Raw genomic sequence first — 23,983 nt, 5'->3', positions numbered from 1 at the left:
GCTTGAGAGGACACCATGAAACTCATTGCCCTGCCGGTCCTGTGCATCTCGCTGGCTCTGGCTGGCTGTCAGGCCCCGCCCGCACCCGAGCCTGACGCCGGATTCGCCAACCCGTTGGTGCGCCAGCGCGCCGATCCCCATGTCACCCCGCATCCGGACGGCTGGTACTACTTCACCGCTACCGTACCCGAGTACGACCGCATCGAGCTGCGCCGTGCGCGCAGCCTCGACGCACTCGGCAAGGCCGAAGCGAAGGTCGTCTGGCGCAAGCATGCCAGCGGCGAGATGGGAGCACACATCTGGGCGCCCGAGCTCCACCGCATCGACGGCAAGTGGTATCTGTACTTCAGCGCCGGCCGCGCCGACAAGGTGTGGGAGATCCGGCTCTACGTGCTGGAGAACGGCGCAGAAAATCCCTTCGAGGGCGAATGGATCGAGCGTGGCCAGCTCAAGACCGGCTGGGAGAGCTTCGCCCTCGACGCCACCACCTTCGCGCACCGCGGCCAGCGCTATCTCTCGTGGACCCAGGTCGCGCCGGATGGCAGCAAGGGCACCAATATCTACCTGGCGAAGATGGACGGGCCGCTGGCGATCCGCCAGCCGGCGGTGCTGCTGACGCGTCCCGAGCATGACTGGGAAAAGATCGGTCATTGGGTCAACGAAGCGCCGGCGGTGCTGGTCAGGAATGGCCGCGTCCTGATGACGTATTCCGCCAGCGCCACCGACGCCAACTATGCGCTCGGCCTGCTGTGGGCAAAGGAGGATGCAGATCTGCTGGACCCGGCATCTTGGACCAAGTCGCCGCAACCGGTGCTGCGCAGCAGCGACAAGACTGGCCAGTATGGACCGGGCCACAACAGCTTCACCACCAGCCCGGACGGCAAGACCGATATCCTGGTCTACCACGCGCGCAACTACCGCGACATCACCGGCGAGCCGCTGCGCGACCCGAACCGCCATACGCGCGCACAGGCGATCGGCTGGCGCGCCGACGGCATGCCGGACTTTGGCGAACCCGTCGCCGATAGGGAGGTAAAGAAGCAATGAGGAAAGTCGACGTTCCAGGTAACGATTTGCAGCAAAGGAGTGCGGTATGAAGTGGTATCTCTCGATGGCGGCTTGCGCCGCCCTGTGGTCGGCAGGACTGGCTTCGGCCCAGGAGCTCGGCATTCCCCAGGGTTCGGGCCAGCAGGCGACGCGTGACGCCGGCAAGGCGGGCGACAGCAACGGCCAGGTCGTCCTGATGCCGGCGCTGACGGCCGGCGCGGCCAATGCGCTGAGCATCCTGGTCTCGCACGACGGCGCCGACTTCACCTCACTGGCTTCCGAGACCTGGACGCCGCCATCCGGCGCGCTGCGCGATCCGGCGCTGGCGCAGCACGCCGACGGCCGCTACTACCTGGCGTATGCGAACGGCGCCGGCGGCATCGGCCTGGCCCGCTCGCAGGACCTGCGCCACTGGGAGTTCATTCGCGACCTTCCACTGGGCGGCGCGGTCCAGGCCGGCAAGCCTGGCTGGGTGCGCGAACGTGACGGAGCGCTCAAGCTCGTGTTCTCGAGCGCCGGTGGCGTCCACGTGGTCGGGCCGGACGCGCAGTTGGCCAACTGGTCGGCGCCACGGCGGCTGGAAGGGCTGGCCGGCCACCTCGAGGCGGCCGTGCTGGGCGATGGCGAAGGCTATCTGGCGGTGGCGCGCCAGCAAAGCGGCCGGCTGGTGCTGGCGCGCGCCCACGCCCTTGCCGGTCCGTGGAAGATCGGCGCCACGCTCGACAAGCTCGGCGCCGGCATGACGGCGGCGGCCTTGGTGCGCCATGGATCGGCCCTGCGCCTGTATGGCGTCGACGCCGCCCGGCGCGCATGGCATGCCGACAGCCCCGATGGGGGCCGCAGCTGGAGCGAACGGCGGCGCCTGACCGGCACTGCCGCGATGGCGTCCGGATTCAGCGCACTGGCGGCCGATGGCAAGGCGCTGGCCGGCGTATCCGCTCCCAAGGGGCAGCCGCGCAAGGTGAGCTGGGACCAGTACTCGCTCAAGATCGACGGCAAGCGGGTGGTGGTGTGGTCGGGCGAGATCCACCCGTTCCGCCTGCCGAATCCGGCCCTGTGGCGCGACGTGATGCAAAAGATGAAGGCGCTGGGCTTCAATGGCGTGGCCTTCTATTTCGATTGGGGCTATCACTCGCCGGCGCCGGGCGTCTACGATTTCTCGGGCATCCGCAACGTCGAGCGCGCGCTGCAGATCGCGAAAGAGGAGGGCATGTACATCATCGCCCGCACCGGACCCTACATCAATTCGGAACTGACCGGGGGCGGCTATCCCGGCTGGATGTTCCGCAACCGCGGCGAGGCGCGCACCGACGACCCGGTGTACCTGGCGGCCGTGGACGAGTGGATGACGCAGATAAATGCGATCATCGCGCGCCACCAGGTCACCGATGGCGGCGGCAACGTGATCGCCTACCAGCTCGAGAACGAGCTGGGCAAGGTGGAGCCCAAGCATGTGCGCCAGATGGAGCACTTGGCGCGCAAGGCGCGCCGCGACGGCATCACGGTGCCGTTCTTCCACAACGCCGCCGGGCGCCTGCCCGACTGGACGCCGAAGGACTCGAGCGCGGCATGGGCCAATCCCGGCCCGACCGACATCTACGCCTTCGACGGCTACCCGGGCGGCAGCTGCGACGTGCACGCCAGTCCCGCGGGCGCCAACAAGGCCCCCAACTGGGGCATCTACGGCGCGCCGGGCCCGCGTGCGGGCGCGCTGTCTTCGCCCGCCACGCCGGGCTTCGCGGCGGAACTGGGCGGCGGCTGGTTCGACTACTGGGGCTCGAACGGCACCTATGCCTGCACCGCCGAGCGCCAGGGCAAGGGCTACCAGCGGGTCTTCTACGGCACCAACCTGATCAACCGGATCACGATCCACAACGTCTACATGACCTTCGGCGGCACGTCCTGGGGCTGGCTGGCCGGCCCGGTGGTCTACACCTCGTACGACTATGGCGCGGCGATTTCGGAAGACCGTGGCTTGCGTCCCAAGGCTTACGCGCTCAAGCAGCAGGGCATGTTCGTGCAGGCCGCCGAGGCGGTGCTGGCCGAGATGGACAAGGGGCCGCCGCTGGCGCCGGCGGACGGCAAGGTCAAGGTCTACCATAACGTCAACAAGCGCCTGGGGACCCACGTGGTATTCGCGGCCCATAACCCCTCTGATGGCAAGGGCGAGGAGCGCTTCAGCGTCAGGCTGGCCACGCGCGACGGCGAGTACACGATCGCGTCGCTGCTGCGCGGCCAGGACGCGCGCATGCTGCTGGCGTCCTACGATATGGAACGCCAGCGCCTGGTGTATTCGACCTCCGAGCTGCAGACGCACCTGCGCGACGGCGAGCGCGACATCGTCCTGCTGCATGGGCGCGACGGCCTGGAGGGCGAGACCGTGCTGCGCTATGCCGGCGCGCCGAAGGTCGAGGTGCTGGCGGGCCGGGTGCAATCGCGCTGGGACGCTGCCAAGGGCGACCTGGTGCTGAACTACGTGCACGAAGGCCTGGCGCGGGTACGCATCTCGGGCGGCGGGCGCGCCCCGATGCTGCTCCTGCTGGCGGACGAACAGACCAGCATGCAGTTCTGGACCCAGGACACCGGGGCTGGGCGCGCCCTGCAGCTGACGCCTGCCCTGGTGCGGTCGGCGCGGCTCGCCGACGGCGCGCTGACGATGACGGGCGACGTCGACCAGGATGGCGCCATCGAGATCTGGGGCCCGGCGTTCGAGACAGCCAGCTTCAATGGCCAGCCCCTCGCGCTCACGCGCCAGACCGATGGCAGCGTGCGCGCCGCTGGCCTTAAGGGGCCGGCCGCGGTGCGCGTGCCGGACCTGGCGCGCCTGACCTGGACCCGCCGCATGGACAGCCTGGAGGCAGCGCCGCGCTTCGACGACAGCGCCTGGGTGCAGGCCGACAGGCGTCCGTCGGCGGCCCAGACCTGGACCATGCCTGAACGCGGCCAGCCAACGCTGGCGATGAGCGACTACGGCTTCCACCACGGCGACGTGTGGTATCGCGGCCGCTTCACCAGCCTTGACCCGAAGGCCAACCAGCTCGAGCTGTTCTACGGCGCAGGTGGCGCCGGCATGATCCAGGTGTGGATCGATGGCCGCTTCGTCGGCCAGCACGAGCTGGACACCGGCCGCTCGTTCCCGGAGACGACCGACAGCGTCAAGCTCGACCTGGGCAAGCTGACGCCGGGCGAGCATGTAATCGCGGTCATGGTGCGCAACAATGGCCACAACTGGAACCTGATGGCGGACGATTTCCATCGCGAGGCGCGCGGCCTGATCTCGGCGTCGCTGACGAGCCGCGGCGGCCAGCGCTTCGGCACGCCGATCGCTTGGCGCATCCAGGGCCGCCAGGGCGGCGAGGAGCTGGTCGACCGCGTGCGCGGCCCGATGAACAACGGTGGCCTGTACGGCGAACGCGCCGGCTGGCACCTGCCATCCGCCCCATCCCAGGGCTGGCAGTCCACCCGCCCGACCGACGCTCCGCCAGCCGCCGGCACCTACTGGCTGCGCACGCAATTCAAGCTCGACCTGCCGCGCGACCACGACGTCCAGCTGGCCCTGGCCTTCGGCGACACCGCCAAGCCCCGCTCCGACCGCGACAACCGCGCGTTAATCTTCGTCAACGGCTGGAACATGGGCCAGTTCATCGCCCACATCGGCCCCCAACGCACCTTCGTCATCCCCCCGGGCATCCTGAACCCGAACGGCGAAAACACAGTAGCGCTCGCAGTAACAACTGACGGCCGCCCCGAAAACGCCCTGGAACCCGTCAAGCTCCTCCCCCTACGCACCACCCGCGGCGGCGTCCCCCTCGAAATCATGAAAGGCAACGACGAGCCACCCCAAAAATAGCAACCCCTATCCAACCAATAAATAGGGTCAGTGTCGAATTGTTTGCCAACTTCAGTAAATCAATTGGCCAATAATTCGACTCTGACCCTACTAATTTGGTGGGCAATTGCTCGGAAATTTGACTCTGACCCTCATTGGAGCCTTGTGACGTGCCGATGAATGACGTTGGCGCATTTATGTTGTCGTCAGAGAAGGTAATGGCCGTCGACCGTCACGTTTGCCCGGCAACAGGCGTGGCCTGGCGCCCAAACAAATAGGGTCGGAGTCGAATTGTTTGACAACTTCAGTAAATCAATTGGTCAATAATTTTACTCTGACCCTAATTGTTGGGTTATTGGGCGTGGGATATTTGCGGGATGGTTGTGGCGAGTGCGGTGCGCCAGGCGGTGCGGTAGGCGGGGAGGCCGGCGACGGTGCGCGGGGGCTTGGGGTGGTGTTGGGCGGTTGGGGTGGCGTCGGGGTAGCGCAGGAGCCAGCCGCCGCAGGTGGTGCCGCTGGCGTCGTCGGAGTAGGCCAGGGTCTGGTGGGGACGCAAGCTGGCCAGCAGGGGGCCGAACCAGGGGTTGGCGGTGAAGGCGCCTTCGACGGTGATCGGCCCGCGCGCGCCGAGCGCGTCGAGGCAGTAGTCGGTCATCAGGACGCAGTACAGCGTGGCGAGCGCGAAGCGTTCGCCGACGTCGGTCGGGGTAGGTCCATCGATTTGGCCGACCCGGCCGGCGAAAGGGCCGCCGCCGTCGGCGAAACAGGGTAGCGCCATCGTGCCGCGCGCGATCAGTCGTTCGAGCTGTTCGAATGAACACGTGCCTGGCTGGTCGCCGGCCAGCGCGCCGAATTCGCGGCCGCCCATGAAGCGCATGCAGGCCACTGGCCGGCCGAGGGCGTTGGTATTGGCCAGCATGTCGGCATCCTCGCGCAGGCCATCCAGGCTGGCGCCGAAGGCGGCCGCGATCAGCCAGGTGCCTGTCGAAAGCACAGTACGTGGCGAGGTGGCGCCATCGCGGCCCAGGTGGCGCAGCAGCGAGGCATTGCTGTCGTGGATGCCGCACAGGACTTCGCAGGATGGCGGCAGTCCGGTGGCTTGTGCTACCTCGGGACGCAGCACGCCTAGCGAAGCGGAGGCCGGCGCGAGCGGCGGCAGCTGCGCTTCCCAGCCCATGCGCGTCACCAGCGGCGAATAGTCCTGGCGTACCGGATCCCATAGATCGGTATGGCAGCCGAGCGAAGTGGCTTCGCCGGCGGCCACGCCGCACAGGCGCCAGGCCCAGTACTGCGGGTACATCAGGATGTGGCGCGCCCGCGCGAAGGGTTCGGGGTGCCGTTGCTGCAGCCAGGCCAGCTGGCGGCCCAGGTTCAGGCCCGCCGGCAGCAGCGGAGAATAGGTCTGGGCATAGGCAGGGCGCAGCGCGGCGTAGTCGAGGTCCGGCAGCGCCGTCTCGTAGTCGAGCACCGGCAGCACCAGGCCGTCGTCATCGACCAGGGCGGCGGTGGCGCCGTGGGTGACGGGCACGATCGCCGTCACCCGCGCCTGGCCGGCGAAGGCGCGGCAGGTCGCCAGCATCCAGTCCCAGATACCGTCGGTGTCGTGATGCGGATAGGGACCATCGTGCAGGATCGCATTGGGCCGGCGCCGTTCGGCCAGCAGCCGTCCGGCGGCATCGACCAGGGCCAGCTTGACATTGGTCTTGCCGATGTCGAGTACGATCAGGGCGTCGTACGGAGTCGCTTGCATGGGATCGCGCTCCATCAATGGCGGGTCGGCTTGCCGCGCAACAGCCGCGACAGCGCGATGGTGGCCAGCAGCAGCACGCCCACCACGATCGTCATATAAATGCCGGGCACGTTGGCCAGCGCCAGGCCATAGGTCACGGCGCCCATCGTCAGCACCGCCAGCAGCACGCCGCCGATGGTGCCGGCGCCGCCGGCGATGCTCACGCCGCCCAGGATCACCATCGTGATGATCTCGAGCTCCCAGCCGGTGGCGATGTTCGGCCGCGTGCTGCCGATGCGGCCGGTCAGCAGGAAGGCCGCCAGGCCCGCCATCGCGCCGGTGAGCATGAACAGTCCCAGGCGGTAGCGGTCGACCGCGATGCCCGAGAAGCGCGCGGCGTCCGGATTATTACCGATGGCGTAGATGCGGCGTCCCGCCGTGGTGGCGTGCAGCACCACCGCGAACAGCAGCGCGAAGCCGAGCAGGATCACGAAGGCGCGCGGCACCACGCCGAAGAAGGTGCCCTGGCCCCAATCCGCCATCAGCTGCGGGTAGTTAGTGAAGGCCTGGTCGCCCAGCGCCACGCTGGCCAGGCCCCGGTACAGGGCGATGGTGCCGATGGTGACGACGATCGAGGGGAGCATGAAGCGCGTGACCAGGAAGCCATTGAGCCAGCCGCAGGCCAGGCCGGTGCCGACCGCCACGAACAGCAGGGCCTCTGCAGGCAGGCCCGCCGTGTGCGCCAGGCCCATGGCGACCGAGGACAGCGCCAGCGTGCCTGCCACCGAGATGTCGATCTCGCGGCAGATGATCAACAAGGCCATCGGCAACGCGATCAAGGCCTTCTCGCTGAAGTTGACCGTCCCGTCGAGCAGGTTGTAGGGATCGAGGAAGTGCTCGAGCGTGACGCCGCCGGCGACGAACACCGCCAGCAGCAGCAGGGCGAGCAGGGTTTCCCAGCGCGCCAGCACGTGGCGCAGGCCGGGCCGCTGGCGGTCGAGGATCGTATAACGCGAGGTGTGGCTGGATTGGTTCACGGTCTTGGTGTCAATGGGAGTTTCGACCTCGGCGATGCTGGTCGCATTCATGCTGCGCTCCTTGCTGCTGGAAGTTCGGTGCGGTGCAGCGGCAGGATCTGGCGGCTGCGCTTGCGGTTGCCGCCGGCATTGAGCAGCACGGCGACCAGGATCACGGCGCCGGTCAGCGCGCTTTGCCAGAACGGCGAGACCTGCAGCACCGGCAAGGCATTGCCGATCACCGACAGGAACAGCGCGCCGAGCACGGTCCCGAGCACCGAGCCGACGCCGCCGGCGATGCTGGCGCCGCCGATCACGCAGGCGGCGATCACGGTGAATTCGAAGCCGTAGGCGATCTCGGTATAGGCGACCGCATACCGCGCCACCCACAGGTAGCCGCACAGGCCCGCCACCATGCCCGACAAGCCATAGGTCCAGAGCAGCCGGCGCGCGGTCGGAATGCCGATGTAGGCGGCGCATTGCGGCGCATTGCCGATTGCGTACAGGTCGCGACCGAAGCGGGTGTGACGGGCCAGGAAGGCCATCGCCAGCACCGCACCGAGGGCGATCCACACCAGGTGCGGCAGGCCGACCAGCCGCTGCAGCGGGAAACCGATGAAGTTGGCTGGCATCTGGTGCGCCGACACCCAGGCACCGCCCGAGATCACGAACACCAGGCCGCGGTACACGCTCATGGTGCCCAGCGTGACGACGATCGGCGGCAGCGCCAGATAGCCGATCAAGCCGCCGTTGACGAGGCCCAGCGCCAGGCCCGTACCGGCCGCGGACAGCATCACGAACAGCAGCGGCAGCTGCGGATTGTTCGATGCCAGCATGGCCGCGACCATGCCCGACAGGGCCAGGTTCGAGGCCACCGACAGGTCGATGCCGCGGGTGACGATCACCAGCATCTGGGTCAGGGCCAGCATCACCAGCAGGGTGCTGTCGGTGAGCAGATTGGCCAGCGAAGCGGTTGTCAAAAATACCGGCGCGCGCAGGCCGACCAGCAGCACCAGCGCCACCACCATCACGGCCAGCAGGGCTTCGCGCTGCTTCATGATGTCCAGTAAGGCGATTCGCTGGTTCATGGCGCCGCCTCCAGTCCCAGGTCGACCCCGGACGCGGCCGCGACCACCGTTTCGGGCGTGGCTTCGCCGCGCGTGAACTCGCGCACCACGCGGCCCTGGCGCATCACCACTATGCGGTCGGCCAGCCCCAGCACCTCGGGCAGTTCGGACGACACCAGGATCACCGACAGGCCGCGTTCGACCAGACCGCTCACGAAGCGGTGCACGGCGGCCTTGGAGCCGATGTCGATGCCCTTGGTCGGTTCGTCGAGAATGATGACCTTGGGATCGGTGGCCAGCCATTTGCCCAGCACCACCTTCTGCTGGTTGCCGCCCGAGAGCTCGTCGACGTTCTGACTCAGGTAAGCGGCCTTCAGTTCGAGCTGTTCGGCGAAACGCCGTGCCAGGGCTGCTTCGGCACGAGCACGCGGGAAGAAACCAAACGTCGACAGGATCGGCAGCGTGATGTTGTGCATGATCGGCATGGTCAAGTGCGCACCATGGTGCTGGCGGTCCTCGGGCACATACGCCAGTCCGCGCGCAATCGCTTCTCCCGGATTGCCAAATACCGCCGGCTGGCCCTCCAGCCGCACGCTCCCGGTCACCCGCGGCGTCAATCCGAACAGCGCCTGCATCACCTCCGAGCGCCCGGCGCCCACCAGCCCATAAAAGCCGAGGATTTCTCCCTTGCGCAGGGTAAAGCCCACGTCGCGGAATTCGGTCGGGTGGCTCAACCCCTCGACCTCCAGCAGCGGCGCGCCGATTGCCACCTCGGCCTTTGGATAAGCCTGGTGCACCGCGCGGCCGACCATGAGCGCCACCAATTCCGGCTCCCTGACGTCGGCCAGCCGACCTTCGGCAACGAACTGGCCGTCGCGCAGCACCGTGTAGCAGTCGGCCACCTCATAGATCTCGTCGAACTTGTGCGAGATGAAAATGACGGCGGTGCCGCGCGCGCGCAGGCCGTCGATGATGCGATACAGCTCGCGGATCTCGCGCTGGGACAGCGCGGCGGTCGGTTCGTCCATGATCACCACGCGCGCATCCTGCGACAGGGCGCGCGCGATCTCGACGAAGTGGCGCTGGGCCACCGACAGGTCGCGCACGCGCGCGCGCACCGGCAGCGACACCTCCAGGCGCGCGAACAGCCCCTCGGCCTCGGCCTCGATCCCGGCCCAGTCGATGCGCTTCGCCAAGCCGCGGGTCGGGTGGCGCCCCACATAGATGTTCTCGGCCACCGATAACTCGTCGAACATCACGGTTTCCTGGTGCACGGCGGTGATCCCGGCGGCCATCGCTTCCTGCGGGCTGCCGAAGGACACCGGCTTCCCGTCGAGCAGGATCGCGCCTTCGTCGGGACGGTGGATGCCGGTCAGGGTCTTGACCAGGGTCGACTTGCCGGCCCCGTTCTCGCCGATCAGGGCCATGACTTCGCCCGGACGGATGGACAGGCGCACGCCATTGAGCGCGCATACGCCGTTGAAGCGCTTGGTGATGCCGGTCAGCTGCAGTACCGGCGTGGCGGGCGCGCCGTCGTGCGGGCGCAGGGGAGGGCTTGTCAGTTGGGTCACTGGCATATTGGTGTTGCAAACGGATGAAAGGCGCCGCGCACATCGACCAGGCGGTCATGCGCGCGGCGGACGGGCCGGGTCAGAACAGCTTGGCGAACTGGTCGACGTTGCCGGCGTTGTAGGTGAACGGCGGACCGAGGGCGGTTTCGCCATTCGCGTCCAGGGTCACCGCGCCCAGGCGGCCGACCGAGACGATTGCGCCATCGCCCGTTTGCGCCTTGCCCGCCACGAACTGGTGCGCCGCAAAGGTGGCGGCGTAGCCGAGATCGATCGGATTCCAGATCGCGAACTCGCGCACCGCGCCGCTCTTGACGTGGCCGGCCATCTCGGACGGCAGACCCAGGCCGGTAACGAACACCTTGCCCACCAGTCCCTCGTCGGCCACCGCCTTGCTGGCGGCGACGATGCCGACGGTGGTCGGAGCGATGATCGCCTTCAGGTTCGGGTGGCTGCGCAGCAGGCCGATGGCTTCGCGATAGCTCTTGTCCGACTGGTCGTCGCCATACACGGTCGCCACCAGCTTGAGGCCCGCGTACTGGGGCTGATCGAGCGTCTTCTTCATGACGCCGATCCAGATGTTCTGGTTGGTCGCCTGGGCCGACGCCGACAGGATCGCCAGCTCGCCCTTGCCGTTCAATTCGGCCGCCGCCATCTCGATCTGCTTCTGGCCGATCAGTTCCGCGTTGGAGGGATTGAGCTGCATCTGGCGCCCGCCTGGGGCCAGGGCGCTGTCGAACGAGATCACCTTGATCCCGCGCTGCATGGCCTTCTTGGCGATCGGCACCAGGGCGTTGGGATCGTTGGCCGAGACCACGATCGCATCGACCTTCTGGCTGATCAGCGAATTGATGATCTCGATCTGGCCTTCGGCGCTGGGCGTGGTCGGACCGGTATAGATGATCTCGACCCCGCCGATCTCGGCGGCGGCATCCTTCGCGCCGTGGTGGGCGGCGTCGAAGAAGCCGTTGCCCAGGCTTTTCACGACCATCGCGATGCGGGTCTGTTCAGGCGCGTCCCCGGTCTTCTTGTCGGCGCAGCCGGCCAGGCCGGCGAACACACCGACCGCCGCAGCGGCGAGCAGGAGCTGTTTGATCTTCAATGCGAAATCTCCATCAGGGCTGCGGACTGGAAGTCATATTGGGGGCTGTAGCGCGTGGTGCGCAGCGCCGGCATCTCGCCGTCGGGTTCGACGGTGACGACCTTCACGCCATACTGCTCGAGCAGCTGCACCGCCTTGTCGGAAGCGTCGGTGTCGGTGATCACGGTGGACACGCGATCCAGGCCGCACAGGATCAGTCCTGCCTTGCGCGCGAACTTCGAGCTGTCGGCCAGCACCACCAGTTCCTCGGCCTGGCTGATCAGGCGCTTCTCGGCCTGGATCAGCAGCGGATCGGCTTCCATCAATCCCAGCAACGACAGGCCGTAGACGCTCATGAACATCTTGGTGGCGTAGTGGTGTTGGGTGATGTCGTTGTCGAACGGCGAAAGGATGACGTTCTGCTCGCGGTACACGCGGCCGCCCGGCACGATGATCTCGTTCTCGCTCGAGACCAGCAGGCGCTCGGCCATCAGGAAAGAGTTGGTCAGGATCTTGAGCTGCTTCTCGGTGAGGAACTCGGCCATCATGAAAGTGGTGGTGCCACCGTTGATGATGATCGTCTCGCCGTCGTTGCACATGCCGGCTGCATGGCGGGCGATGGCGCGCTTGCGCGAGGCGAAGCACTGGATATTGTTCTGGAACGTTTCGCTGGTCAGCGGGAACTGGCGCGTCTTGGGCAGCAGGTTCTCTGCGCCGCCCCGGGTGCGGGTGAGCAGGTTGCGTCCCGCCAGCCAGCTGATGTCGCGCCGGACCGTCGCCGGGGACGCGTTGAGCCATTCGACAAGCTGCTGGACCGTCGCCGACTGGTGCTCGGCAAGCAGTTTCAGCAAACGCTTGCGGCGTTTGTGATTCACCATATTGTGTCTCCTCCGTAAGCCGTCTGGTTGTGTGCGGCATGGGGCCCGTCGTTCCAGGCCTCTTGTGGGCAGGAATCGCGGGGTGTTCGAAAAGAGTAGTTTCTAGATGCAATATCGTCAATCACCAAATGATCATTTGACTGATTATTTCCCCTCGCTGCAGCGCACAAACGCTCAAATCGATCAAGTCGGTGATTGATTCTTACTTGGTCAGCAAGTTGATTGTTTCCACGTTGACACCCCGTGGGCCGCTGCTTTCTACTGTCTGCCGATGCCGTAGCGCTGCCCGGGCAGCATGCGGACGCAGGACATGGAAGAGACGCATCGATTCGATGACAAAACAATCAACTAGGAGATATTGATGGGCGCTTTGAGCGAAACGAAGCAGCGCGAACCGATCACCTCGCGCTGGGATGAAGCCGTCGCGGCCACGCTGAGTGAGCCGGAACTGCTGCTGTACCGGTCCAACCTGCTGGGTTCCGACCTGCGGATCACCAATTTCGGTGGCGGCAATACCTCGGCCAAGATCGACATGGTCGACCCGCTGTCGGGCGAGCAGGTCGAGGTGCTGTGGGTGAAGGGCTCGGGCGGTGACCTGGGCAGCATCAAGCTGGATGGCTTCTCGACACTCTACATGAGCAAGCTGCATGCGCTCAAGGGACGTTACCGCGGCCTCGAACACGAGGACGAGATGGTCGGCTACCTGCCGCACTGCACCTTCAACCTGAACCCGCGCGCCGCCAGCATCGACACGCCGCTGCACGCGTATATCGCGCGCCGCCACGTCGACCACATGCACCCGGATGCTTGCATCGCGATCGCCGCCTGCAAGAACAGCAAGGAGCTCACCGCCAGGATCTTCGAAGGCGAGCTGGGTTGGCTGCCGTGGCAGCGTCCAGGCTACGACCTGGGCCTGAAGCTCGAAGCGGTGTCGCAAGCCAACCCGAAACTGAAGGGCATCATCCTCGAAGGCCACGGCCTGTTCACCTGGGGCGACACCTCGCAGTCGTGCTACGAGACCACGCTGGCGATCATCAAGCGCGCCGAGGATTGGCTGGCGCAGAACGTCCAGCAGCCGGTATTCGGCGGCCAGGCCAGCCCGATCCTGCCGGCGTCCGAGCGCGCGGCGCTGGCGGCGCGCCTGATGCCGCTCCTGCGCGGCAAGATCAGCAAGGACGAGTACAAGCTGGGTCACTTCGACGACAGCGACGCCGTGCTCGAATTCGTGAGCAGCGCCCACCTGGCGCCGCTGGCCGCGCTGGGCACCTCGTGCCCGGATCACTTCCTGCGCACCAAGATCCGCCCGCTGGTGCTGGACTTCGACCCGAGCGCGCCCGATTTCGAGCGCCTGGCCGCGAGTCTCGACCAGGCCCTGGTCGACTACCGCGCCGACTACACCGCATACTATGAGCGCTGCAAGCGCGCCACCAGCCCGAAGATCCGCGACGCCAATCCGATCATCTACCTGATCCCGGGCGTGGGCATGCTGTCGTTCGCGAAGGACAAGGCCACCGCCCGCATCGCCGGCGAGTTCTACGTCAACGCCATCAACGTGATGCGCGGCGCGAACGGCGTCGACACCTATGTCGGCCTGCCGGAACAGGAAGCCTTCGACATCGAGTACTGGCTGCTCGAGGAAGCCAAGCTGCAGCGCATGCCGAAGCCGAAAAGCCTGGCCGGCCGCATCGCGCTGGTGACCGGCGGCGCCGGCGGCATCGGCCAGGCGGTCGCGCGCCAGCTGCTGCAGGAGGGCGCCTGCGTGATGCTGACCGATATCGACCTTGACGCGCTCGAGCAGGCCGGCAAGGATCTCGCCAAGGTGGCCGGCAAGGACAGCATCGGCACCGTGCGCGCCAATATCACCAGCGAGGATGAAGTGGCCGGCATCCTGGAAGCGGCCGCGCTGCGTTTCGGCGGCGTCGACCTGCTGGTGTCGAACGCCGGCATCGCCTCGGCGGCGCCGCTGGACGAGACCACGCTGGAAATCTGGAAGCGCAACCAGGACATCCTCGTCACCGGCTACTTCCTGGCCACCCGCGCGGCCTTCCGCATCATGAAGCAGCAGGGCCTGGGTGGCAGCATGGTCTTCGTGGGCAGCAAGAACGGCCTGGTCGCATCTGCAGGGGCATCCGCCTACTGCACCGCCAAGGCGGCCGAACTGCACCTGGCGCGCTGCGTGGCGCTGGAAGGCGCCGAACATGGCATCCGCGTCAACGTGGTCAACCCGGACGCCGTGATCCGCGGCTCGCGCATCTGGGACGGCAAGTGGAAGGAAGAACGCGCCGCCTCCAACAAGATCGAGGCCGACGACGTCGAGGAGTTCTACCGCAAGCGCAGCATGCTCAAGCTGTCGGTGCTGCCGGAAGACATCGCCGAAGCCGTGTACTTCTTCGCCAGCGACAAGTCGGGCAAGAGCACCGGCAATATCCTGAACGTGGATGCCGGCAACGCGGCCGCCTTCACCCGCTGATCTCAATCGATACGCTAAGATAGCGAGACATCACAACAAGCCGGGACGCCGCCCCTCCAGGGCGCGCGTCACCGGTCATCGGCGGCCTATGCCGCCTGCATGGAGGAGACAAGAATGACGAGCGTTATCGACGCTGGCCTGGTCGCGGACCAGAACGCCAAACTGGACGCGCAGCTGCAGGCCGACTACGAGGGATTGGGCGGCATGCTGGCGCGCCGCGGCCTGGACATCGACCAGCTGACCGCGCTGGCGCAGACCTTTGCCGTGGCGGTGCCCAGCTGGGGCGCCGGCACCGGCGGCACGCGCTTCGCGCGCTTCCCGGGCCGCGGCGAGCCGCGCAATGTATTCGAGAAGCTGGAAGACTGCGCCGTCATCCACCAGCTGACCCGCGCCACCCCGAGCGTGTCGCCGCACTTCCCGTGGGATAAACCGACCGACGCATCCGAGCTGCGCGAAACGGCTGAAGCGCTGGGCCTGGCCTTCGACGCGGTCAATTCGAATACCTTCCAGGACCAGCAGGGCCAGGAACAGAGCTATAAATTCGGCAGCCTCACGTCGACCAGCGCCGCCGTGCGTGCGCAGGCGGTGGCCCACAATATCGAATGCATCGAGATCGGCCGCGCGATCGGATCGCAGGCGCTGACCGTGTGGGTGGGCGATGGCGCCAACTTCCCCGGCCAGCACAATCTGCGCGGCGCGCTCGAACGCTACCTGGACAGCATGCGCGAGATCTATGCCGCGCTTCCCGCCGACTGGAACGTGTTCATCGAGCACAAGCTGTTCGAGCCGGCGTTCTACGCCACCACCATCGCCGACTGGGGCACCAGCTTCGCCTGCGCCACCGAGCTGGGACCGAAGGCCAAGTGCCTGGTCGACCTGGGTCACCATGCGCCAAACACGAATATCGAGATGATCGTGGCGCGCCTGGCGCAGTTCGGTAAACTCGGCGGCTTCCACTTCAACGACAGCAAGTATGGCGACGACGACCTGGATTCCGGCTCGATCAATCCGTTCCAGCTGTTCCTGGTGTTTAACGAGCTGGCCGACGCAGCCCGTCGCGAGGGCGAGGCCTTCAAGCCGGCCTATATGCTGGACCAGTCGCACAATGTGACCGACCCGATCGAGAGCCTGATGAGCAGCGCGGCCGAGGTGCAGCGCGCCTTCGTGCAGTCGGCCCTGGTCGACCGCGCCGCGCTGGCCGCCCTGCAGGAGCAGAACGACGTGCTGGAGGCGGCCCAGACCCTGAAGCGCGCCTTCCGCACCGACGTCAGCCCGATCCTGGCGATGGCGCGCGTTCGTTCCGGCGGCGCCGCCGATCCAGTGGCCTGCTACCGCGCCAGCGGCTACCGCGACCGCGTGGCCGGCCTGCGCCCGGTCAAGGCCGGGGCCAGCAGCAGCGGAATCGTCTGAGCATGAGCGTTCAAGCCACGCGCGCCTTCCGCATGAAGCTCAAGGCCGGCAACGAGGCGGAATACCGGCGCCGGCACGATGCCATCTGGCCCGAGCTGGCCGCGCTGCTGTCTGGCGCCGGCATCCACGACTATGCGATCTTCCTGGACGAAGCGACGCTCGACCTGTTCGCGGTGATGAAGCTGCACCCGGGGCATGACCTCGGGCCGCTGCCCGATCACCCGGTGATGCGCAAATGGTGGGATTACATGGCCGATCTGATGGAGGTCGAACCGGGCAACCGGCCGAGGGAATGGCCGCTGACCCAGGTATTCCACCTGGCCTGAGTGAAGCGATGAACGGCCCGGGACACTGCGAGGTGTCCCGGGCCATTTGACGTTAAATGCGCGTTCAGCGTGCCGGGAAGCTGCGTTCGAGCCAGGCCTTCGGCACCGGCACCACCACGATATTCATCGAGCGGCCATCCTCCGACAGCATCGCCGACTGGATCTGGATGCGGGTGCCGTCGGCATTGAAGGTCGGGTGCGGATGGTCGGCCGCGGTGGTCTTGTGGCCGGTGGTGAGCATCATCATCTCGCGGTTGCGGCGGTCGATCAGGTAGACGCTGCGGCTGAAGTCGTCGCCAACGGCGAAACGGCCGTCGCTCGAGCCATGCACGTGCCACAGGCCGCTGCCCGATTCGGTCTGGCCGACGATCTGCATCTGGCGCGTGCGCAGGTTGACGATCGCCAGGCCGGTGGGCTTTTCGCGGGTGCCGGTGGCGCCCCAGCCATCGTCCTGGCCTGGATTGGCGCCGCCGACGCCGGTAGCGGGGCCGGCTACCGCGGCCGCGGCGCCCGGGATCGCGCGGTGACCCATGATGGCCATCGCCACCTCGTCCTTCGTGATCACCGCCTCGTGCGTGACCCATTCGTACGGCGCTTCCGGATACAGCGGACGCAGGCCGCTGCCGTCGGCGCGCACGGTCCAGGTGCGCTGCGGCGACTTGCCGCCGGTCTCCCAGCAGAACACGATCTCGCCAGGATTCCACAGATTGGCCTGGATGTGGCCGACCTGGAACGGCACCGACACCACATGCTTGATCTCGCCGGTGCGCACGTTCAGGCGTGCGATGCCTTGCGGGCCGGCGCCCATCTTGCGCGGGCCGAAGGCCGGCTCGATCTTCGTGCCCGGCGCCAGGTGCTTGGCGGCCTGGCCCGGGCCGACCTTGAAGTAGACCCATTCCTCATCTGCGTCGAGCGCCAGGTCGCCGCCGGCCTCCAGTTCGGCCGGCAGGTTCGAGACCACGCGCTGGTAGCTCGCCGCGCTCTGCATGCGCCTGGCGGCGCTGTCGGCCAGCACGCGCGCCAGGTCGGTTTCGACGATCTGCAGGCCCGCATCGCTTTTCCGCATGTAGTACAGCTTCATCGACTTCTGCGCCAGGTTCAGCATGCCGGTGTAGCCGCCCTCGGTCACCTGCACCAGGTCGCCCGTTTCTTCGTTCACCGCCAGCGCCTCGCTGCCGGCCAGCCGCGAGCGGAACACCAGCCACTTGCCGTCGGCCGTCCATTGCGGGTGGGTCGGGTAGATCTTCGAATCGCCGTGAGGTTTGCTGGTCAGGAAGGTCAGTTCGGTGCCGGTGACCGGATCCTTGACCAGCTTGCGCTCCGAGGGAAAGCGTTTGCCGATCTGGGCCGGGGCGTCGGCGCACAGCAGCAGCGCGACGGCCAGGCCGATCGCGGAATGGATGAGGGGTCGCATGAGGGTGTCTCCGTCTTGTGGATGTTGTCCGCTCATTGTTACAGTACGAGTTGCTCATTTCCAATCATATTGCTGATTCTTTCTGCGTATTGACTGCCGTGGCTGATCGCGCCGCATAGAATCTGCCTATAACAACGACCGACGGAGACCGTGGCAATGACTGTTTCGCGCGCCCTGCAGCGGATACTGGTATGGCTGGCGCTGGCCTGCGCCATGGCATCAAGCCATGCACAAGGTTCGACCGCCGCAGTGAATACCGACCCCGCGCGCGCCCAGGTCGTGCTGCCGGAACCGGCCAATCCGTCCCTGCCTTCGATCATCCTGATCGGCGACTCCACCGTGCGCAACGGCCACGACGACGGCCAGGGCAAGGGCGCACAAGGGCAGTGGGGCTGGGGGAATCCGCTGGCGGCCCACGTCGATGCGGCGCGCGTGAATCTGGTGAACCGCGCCGTCGGCGGCCTGTCCAGCCGCACTTATATCAGCAGCGGGCATTGGGAGCGCACGCTGGCACTGGTCAAGCCGGGCGACGTCGTCATCATGCAGTTCGGGCACAACGACGCCTCGCCGGTCAACGACGACAAGCGTGCGCGCGGCACCATCCGCGGCGTGGGTATGGAATCCACCGAGATCGACAACCTCCTGACCGGCAAGCGCGAGACGGTGCACAGCTACGGCTGGTACCTGCGCAAATACATCGCCGACATTCGCGCCAAGGGGGCGACGCCGGTAGTGGCCTCGCTGGTCCCCCGCAAGGCCTGGAACGACGATGGGGGCAAGGTGCGCCGCAACCGTTCCGATTACGCCGGCTGGGCGGCCGAGGTGGCGCGCAGCGAAAAGGTGGACTTCATCGACCTGAACGAGATCGTGGCGGGGCGCTACGACGCGATGGGACGTGACGCGGTCATGGCGCTGTTCCCGGCCACCGTGCCGGACGAGCGCGTCCACACCAACTGGGCCGGCGCCGTCCTCAACGCCCAGGTCGTGGCGGCTGAGCTGGCAAAGCTGGGCGACCCGCGCATGAAAACATTCCTGAAACCGGTGGAAGACGTGCGGCCAGTGGTCGATGCGCGCACGGTGCGCGACGAGACGGCGCGCGATCCGACCCTGCCGACCCTGTTCCTGGTCGGCGACTCCACCGTCAAGAGCGGTGGCCAGAACGGCGCGATCGGCTGGGGCGAGCGCATCGCGCCTTACTTCGACGCCGGCAAGATCAACGTGGTCAACGCCGCGATCGGTGGGCGCAGCAGCCGTACCTTCTTCACCGAGGGGCGCTGGGAGCGGATCAGGGCGCAGCTCAAGCGCGGTGACGTGGTGCTGATCCAGTTCGGTCATAACGACGGTGGCCGCATCGGCGACCCGGCCTCGAAGAACCGCGCCTCGGTTCCTGGCATCGGCGCGGAGACGGTCGAGGACACGCGGCCCGACGGCAGCAAGGAGCAGGTGCACAGCTTCGGCTGGTATATGGCGCGTTACGTCGCCGACGCCAGGGACAAGGGCGCCACCGTCGTCATCGCCTCGCCCATCCCGCACCGCGACAAATGGCAGGACGAGCGCGATTTCGCCAACTTCGCCGACTGGGGCCGGCAGGTGGCCGCGGCCGGCGGCGCCCACTTCATGGACTTGACGATGCTGGTCTCGAACGCCTACCGTGACGTCGGGACGGCGACGGTCGACACCTTTTTCTCCGACGCCCGTACCCATACCAACGCCGCCGGCGCCGAATTCAATGCGCGACAGGTCGTCGCCGGCCTGGCCGCGTTGCCCGGCGATCCTTTGGAGCCTTATTTTTCACCCCAGGCCTGCGTGCGCTGGGGCGAGCGCGGCGCCTTGCTCCATCACGACGATTTCAATGGTCCCTTGACCGGCTATGTGAGCGAGTATGCCCGCAAACCTGGCAACGTTGTCGCCACCCGCGACGGCCGCCTGCTGATCGACGTCGATTCGGGCGCCACCGTGTGGCTCGACAAGCCCCTGTCGGGCAACCTCCTGATCGCCTACACGCGCCGGGTGGTGATGGACGGCGGCCCGAATGACCGCCTGTCGGACCTGAACCAATTCTGGATGGCGCGCGACCTGGCGCGCGCTTCGCTGTTCACCCGCTCCGGCAAATTCGAGGAGTACGACGACCTGGAGATGTATTACGCCGGCATGGGCGGCAACGGCAACACCACCACGCGCATGCGCCGCTACGCCGATGGCAAGCGCGAGCTGGTCGCCGAGCGCCTGGGCCGCGACTTCCTGCTCGAACCGAATCGCGACTACCGCGTCGAGATCGCGGTGCAGGGCGGCTGCACGCGCCTGCGCGTGGACGGCCGCGACGTCTTTACTTACTACGACCCGCGGCCGCTCACGCGCGGGTACTTCGGTTTCCGCACCACGTGGTCGCGCCAGACCATCGCCGGACTGACCATCCACCAAATCCAATAAAAGGAGACACAAGCAATGCAATCATCCAAGCCGCGCCACACCCTGATGGCCATACTCGTGGCGGGCCTGTTCCCGTTTTCCCTGGGCGCGATCGCGCAGGACGCGCCGCCGCCGCAGGAAAAAGGGCCGGCCCCGGCCGACGCCATGCTGCATGCGCTCGACGTGAAGTACCCGACACCTTACCGCGCGATGGAAGCGGCCGAGATCAAGGCCGTGCTCGATCGCGTGTTCGCCTACCTGGACCGCACCACGCCGGCGGAGCTGATCGACAAGACCACGGGCGCCGCCATCACCGATGTGTCGACGGCCAATCCGAACGCCGTGCTCAAACCCGGCGACTTCCGCCTGAACAGTTATGAATGGGGCGTCACCTATATCGGCATGCTGGCCGCAGCCCAGGCCACCGGCGACGCCCGCTACCAGGATTACATGACCAAGCGTCACACCCTGTTGTCGCAGCTTACCAAGACCTATCTCCCGGCGGTGAAGGCGGACGCGCAGAACGCGCACGCGCCGATCAAGGGCTTCCTGAATCCGCATGCGCTGGACGATGCGGGCGCGCTGTGCCACAGCTTCCTGAAGGCCAAGGTGGCCGGCTCGAAGGTCGACTATGGCCAGATGATCGGCGTGTGCGGCGACTTCGTCACCAACAAGGAATACCGGCTGAAGGACGGCACGCTGGCGCGCGGCGGCCCGGACGGAAAAGTTGGCCGCAAGATGCGCCCGCTGCCGGATACGCTGTGGCTGGACGATATGTTCATGGGCGTGCCGACCATGGCCTACTTGGGCAAGACCACGGGCGAGGCCAAGTACTACGACGACGCGGTGCGCCAGGTGCAGCAGTTCTCCAAGCGCATGTTCAATCCCAAGCTCGGCATCTACATGCACGGCTACGTCGAGGGCAAGCGCGATCATCCCGAACTGCGCTGGGCGCGCGCCAACGGCTGGGCGGTGATGTCGATGGTCGAAGTGCTGGAAGTGCTGCCGAAGACCCACAAGGGCTATAACGCCGTGCTCGAACAACTGCGCGCCCACATCCGCGGCCTGGCCGGCTACCAGACCCGCGACGGCTTCTGGCACCAGCTGATCGACCGTAACGACACTTATCAAGAGACCTCGGCCACCGCGATCTATGCCTACGCGATCGCGCGCGCGGTCAACCGCGGCTACGTCGAACCCGAGATGTATGGTCCGATGGCCAACCTGGCCTGGAATGCGGTGGCCAGCAAGGTCACGCAGAATGGCCAGATCGAAGGGATCTGCGTCGGCACCGGGATGGCCTTCGACCCGGCCTTCTATGCCTATCGGCCGACCAGCGTGAAGGCGGCGCATGGCTACGGGCCGACCCTGCTGGCCGGCGCCGAGATCATCGAGATGAACAAGAAGTTCAAGTTCGGGCTGAACGACAGCGGCCTGATGTTCCAGGGCGGCCGCGACTGATCGCTACATTCAGGGCGCCAGCGCCCTGAGCCGCTCCACCAGGCTGGCCGGGGCCGCGAACGCGGTCCCATGGCGCATCTTGTGCGGGAAATGCATGTGCGCGCTGACGTCTTCCCAGTGCCGCATGTCGCGCGAGCGCAGCGCCCCGTAGTGGCCGGCGGTGTAGGCGTCGAAGTACAGCAGCACCTCATCACCGACCTGCAGCGCGCTCGGTCCCTCGGCCCACAGTCCCGCCGGCGTGATCGGCGCGCTCAATGGCCCGAACGGGCCTTCCAGGCTCGCGGCCTGTGCGACCTGCAGGTATTTGCGCGGCGGATGGCGGGTCTCGTCCTTCACCACCAGCCAGTCGCGTCCCAGCGCCCGCACGAAGGTGGCGTCGATCACCGAGAGGCCCGGATCGTAGAACAGCCGGGTCGGCGTGAAGCTGGCGAAATCCTTCGTGGTGGTGGCGTAGATGCGGTGGTTATACTTCTTGTCGCCGGTGGCGTCGCCGCCGGCTTCGGTCTGCGGAAAGCGCCCCGGGATCGTCGACGACCACAGGATCAAAAAGTGCGCTCGACCGGCGTCATAGAACACCTCGGGAGCCCAGGCGTTGAGCGCGTCCGGCTCGTGCGCCATCACCGGCAGGCTGCGCTGGTTCGACCATCGCACCAAGTCGGGCGAGGAAGCGTAGCCGATGCCGGTATCGTTCCAGCCGCTGGTCCAGACCATATGGAACATTCCGTCCGGCCCGTGGGCGATGCACGGGTCGCGCATCAACCTGGTCGGGCCGACGGTGGGAGCCAGGAAGCTGGCCCCGCCGCGCAGCGCCTTCCACTGGTAGCCATCGCGGCTCGCGGCGATATGCAGGCCGTCGGCGCCGTTACCCAGGAAGTAAGAGAACAGGTAGGCCTGGTCTTCGTCGGTCCGGCTGGCCGGCAGCGGGCCGGCGCAGCCACCGAGCAGGCCACTCGCCAGCAGGGCAAGGGTGGTACGGCGCCTCATCGAGCAGCCCCGGCGGTCACTTCGCGCTGCCCGTCGTCGCCGAGCGGCCGTGACTGCGTTAGACCGGGGCTGGGTGGCACCGCGAAGCTGGACACCGGATCGGGATGGGCCGGGTCGAACCGGAAGTCGGGGACGAGGTGGGCGGCCAGTGCGAGCTTCGCCTCGCGCATGCCCAGCGCCACCGCCTTGGCCAGCAGGTAGCTGCCATACGGGTTGTGATGGGTGTTGTCCAGCTTTCCCGGCGCCGGCGAGGCGAACGCCGCCTTCGAGCCTTCCACGCCGAGGGCTGAGTACAGGGTCTTGCTCATGGCGTTCAGGTCGATGAAGGGTACGCCCAACTCACGGGCCGACTGGCGCACGGCTTCGGCGTAATCGGTGAGCGAGGGCTTGACCCGGCCCCCCTCGTCGAAGGCGCGGCGCTCGACTGGCGAGACGATTACCGGCAGGCCGCCGCGTGCACGCGCCATGTCCACATGGGCCCTGATCTCGGCTTTATAGGTCGTGAACGGGCCGCTGCGGCCATCCTTGATCTGCTTCTGGTCGTTATGGCCGAACTGCATCAGCAGCAGGTCGCCCGGCTGCATCATGCTCAGGATCTTGTCGATGCGGCGGCGCGCCAGCGAGTCGCGGTAGGTCTCTCCCGACTGCGCATGGTTCGACACCGCGACCGTTGGGCCGAAGAAGCGCGGGAGCATCTGGCCCCAGCTGTTATACGGTTCGCCCGGCTGGTCGCTCACGGTCGAGTCGCCCAGCAGGAAGATGGTCGGCACCCGGGCCGGCACGATCTCGACGCGCTGTACGGCGTTTGGCTCGCCATTGAATTCCAGGGTCAGGCGCTCATCCCAATTCCAGGCCTCGGATTCGGTCTCGCGCGGGGCCTTGAGGGCGACCGCGCCGGCCGCGACGCCGGGCACGGGAGCGATGCGCGCGGTGCGCACATTGGCGACGAAGGTGCGCGGCACGCGCTGTCCGGCCGCCGCCGGCACGTTCTCGAGCATCAGCCGGCGCAGTTCGGATTTTATCGTGGTCGCGGTTGGCTGCGTGGCATGGCCAAGGACGACGGTGACGGCGTAGTTGCCCTCGGGGAGGCGGACCGAAAAATAAGCGCCGCCGTTCTCGAAGCCGTAGCCGCGTCCCTCGTCGTAAGGGGTGCCGGGGACGACACGGGTGTGGCCGGCGGGGGCCTCGGCGTCGCCGAACACGAACCGGGTCGGCGCGGAGGCCTGCGCCTGCGCGGCCAGCAGCGCACCGGCCACCAGGCAGAATGCGTGAAATGAGTGGGTCATGGCGGATC

General features: G+C 66.9%; 16 protein-coding genes. 7 read left to right on the top strand and 9 right to left on the bottom strand.

The annotated features are described in order from the left end of the window. The first annotated feature begins 15 nt into the window (after positions 1-15). Complete coding sequence (locus J3U95_RS17640; RefSeq protein ID WP_208279970.1) at positions 16-1,047, top strand: glycoside hydrolase family 43 protein; 1,032 nt, start codon at positions 16-18, stop codon at positions 1,045-1,047. Between the two features lie 46 nt (positions 1,048-1,093). Next, complete coding sequence (locus tag J3U95_RS17635; RefSeq protein ID WP_208279969.1) at positions 1,094-4,897, top strand: beta-galactosidase; 3,804 nt, start codon at positions 1,094-1,096, stop codon at positions 4,895-4,897. Positions 4,898-5,228: 331 nt separating this feature from the next. On the opposite strand, the gene J3U95_RS17630 is transcribed toward J3U95_RS17635, so the two are convergent. The 6 genes from J3U95_RS17630 to J3U95_RS17605 form a co-directional block, all read right to left on the bottom strand. Continuing rightward, on the bottom strand, positions 5,229-6,626 hold the full coding sequence (locus J3U95_RS17630) for an FGGY-family carbohydrate kinase (protein WP_208279968.1): 1,398 nt from the start codon (positions 6,624-6,626) through the stop codon (positions 5,229-5,231). A 14-nt stretch (positions 6,627-6,640) separates the two neighbouring features. After that, positions 6,641-7,693 carry an ABC transporter permease gene (locus tag J3U95_RS17625; protein ID WP_208279967.1) on the bottom strand — a complete coding sequence of 351 codons (1,053 nt, stop codon included), beginning with the start codon at positions 7,691-7,693 and terminating at the stop codon, positions 6,641-6,643. Then, positions 7,690-8,709, bottom strand: a complete 1,020-nt coding sequence (locus tag J3U95_RS17620; protein ID WP_208279966.1) for an ABC transporter permease — start codon at positions 8,707-8,709, stop codon at positions 7,690-7,692. Before J3U95_RS17620 ends, J3U95_RS17625 begins: the two co-directional genes overlap by 4 nt. Then, positions 8,706-10,265, bottom strand: a complete 1,560-nt coding sequence (locus J3U95_RS17615) for a sugar ABC transporter ATP-binding protein (protein ID WP_208279965.1) — start codon at positions 10,263-10,265, stop codon at positions 8,706-8,708. The genes J3U95_RS17620 and J3U95_RS17615 overlap by 4 nt, the downstream gene beginning before the upstream one ends. Positions 10,266-10,338: 73 nt before the next feature. Next, the gene (rhaS, locus tag J3U95_RS17610) at positions 10,339-11,358 is read right to left on the bottom strand and encodes a rhamnose ABC transporter substrate-binding protein (protein ID WP_208279964.1); all 1,020 of its coding nucleotides are present in this window, start codon (positions 11,356-11,358) and stop codon (positions 10,339-10,341) included. Beyond that, on the bottom strand, positions 11,355-12,215 hold the full coding sequence (locus J3U95_RS17605; protein ID WP_109347593.1) for a DeoR/GlpR family DNA-binding transcription regulator: 861 nt from the start codon (positions 12,213-12,215) through the stop codon (positions 11,355-11,357). The genes rhaS and J3U95_RS17605 overlap by 4 nt, the downstream gene beginning before the upstream one ends. A 361-nt stretch (positions 12,216-12,576) precedes the next feature. Between J3U95_RS17605 and J3U95_RS17600 the strand changes: the two genes are divergently transcribed. From J3U95_RS17600 to J3U95_RS17590, 3 genes are all read left to right on the top strand, one after another. Continuing rightward, the gene (locus tag J3U95_RS17600) at positions 12,577-14,685 is read left to right on the top strand and encodes a bifunctional rhamnulose-1-phosphate aldolase/short-chain dehydrogenase (RefSeq protein ID WP_208279963.1); all 2,109 of its coding nucleotides are present in this window, start codon (positions 12,577-12,579) and stop codon (positions 14,683-14,685) included. A gap of 114 nt (positions 14,686-14,799) precedes the next feature. After that, complete coding sequence (rhaI, locus tag J3U95_RS17595) at positions 14,800-16,095, top strand: L-rhamnose catabolism isomerase (RefSeq protein ID WP_208279962.1); 1,296 nt, start codon at positions 14,800-14,802, stop codon at positions 16,093-16,095. 2 nt (positions 16,096-16,097) lie between these two features. Beyond that, a complete protein-coding gene (locus J3U95_RS17590) occupies positions 16,098-16,421 on the top strand; it encodes an L-rhamnose mutarotase (protein WP_208279961.1) in 324 nt (107 codons plus the stop codon). 64 nt (positions 16,422-16,485) lie between these two features. On the opposite strand, the gene J3U95_RS17585 is transcribed toward J3U95_RS17590, so the two are convergent. Further along, a complete protein-coding gene (locus tag J3U95_RS17585) occupies positions 16,486-17,835 on the bottom strand; it encodes a TolB family protein (RefSeq protein ID WP_208279960.1) in 1,350 nt (449 codons plus the stop codon). Positions 17,836-17,991: 156 nt separating this feature from the next. On the opposite strand from J3U95_RS17585, the gene J3U95_RS17580 reads away from it, so the two are divergent. Together J3U95_RS17580 and J3U95_RS17575 are read left to right on the top strand one after the other, a co-directional pair. Then, entirely contained in the window at positions 17,992-20,265 is a 2,274-nt protein-coding gene (locus tag J3U95_RS17580; protein ID WP_208279959.1) for a DUF6250 domain-containing protein, read from the top strand. A 15-nt stretch (positions 20,266-20,280) separates the two neighbouring features. After that, a complete protein-coding gene (locus J3U95_RS17575; RefSeq protein ID WP_208279958.1) occupies positions 20,281-21,705 on the top strand; it encodes a glycoside hydrolase family 88/105 protein in 1,425 nt (474 codons plus the stop codon). A 9-nt stretch (positions 21,706-21,714) separates the two neighbouring features. Here the strand turns inward: J3U95_RS17575 and J3U95_RS17570 are convergent, their stop codons facing one another. Both J3U95_RS17570 and J3U95_RS17565 read right to left on the bottom strand, forming a co-directional pair. Beyond that, entirely contained in the window at positions 21,715-22,689 is a 975-nt protein-coding gene (locus J3U95_RS17570) for a glycoside hydrolase family 43 protein (protein ID WP_208279957.1), read from the bottom strand. Then, positions 22,686-23,975: a rhamnogalacturonan acetylesterase gene (locus J3U95_RS17565; protein ID WP_208279956.1), complete on the bottom strand. Its 1,290-nt coding sequence runs from the start codon at positions 23,973-23,975 to the stop codon at positions 22,686-22,688. Before J3U95_RS17565 ends, J3U95_RS17570 begins: the two co-directional genes overlap by 4 nt. Positions 23,976-23,983: the final 8 nt, after the last annotated feature.

The sequence above is a fragment of the Massilia oculi genome, from assembly GCF_017582745.1.
Taxonomy (GTDB): Bacteria; Pseudomonadota; Gammaproteobacteria; order Burkholderiales; family Burkholderiaceae_D; genus Telluria; species Telluria oculi_A.
Note: the sequence above shows the minus strand (reverse complement) of the source record. Positions and strands in the feature narration are given on the sequence as shown.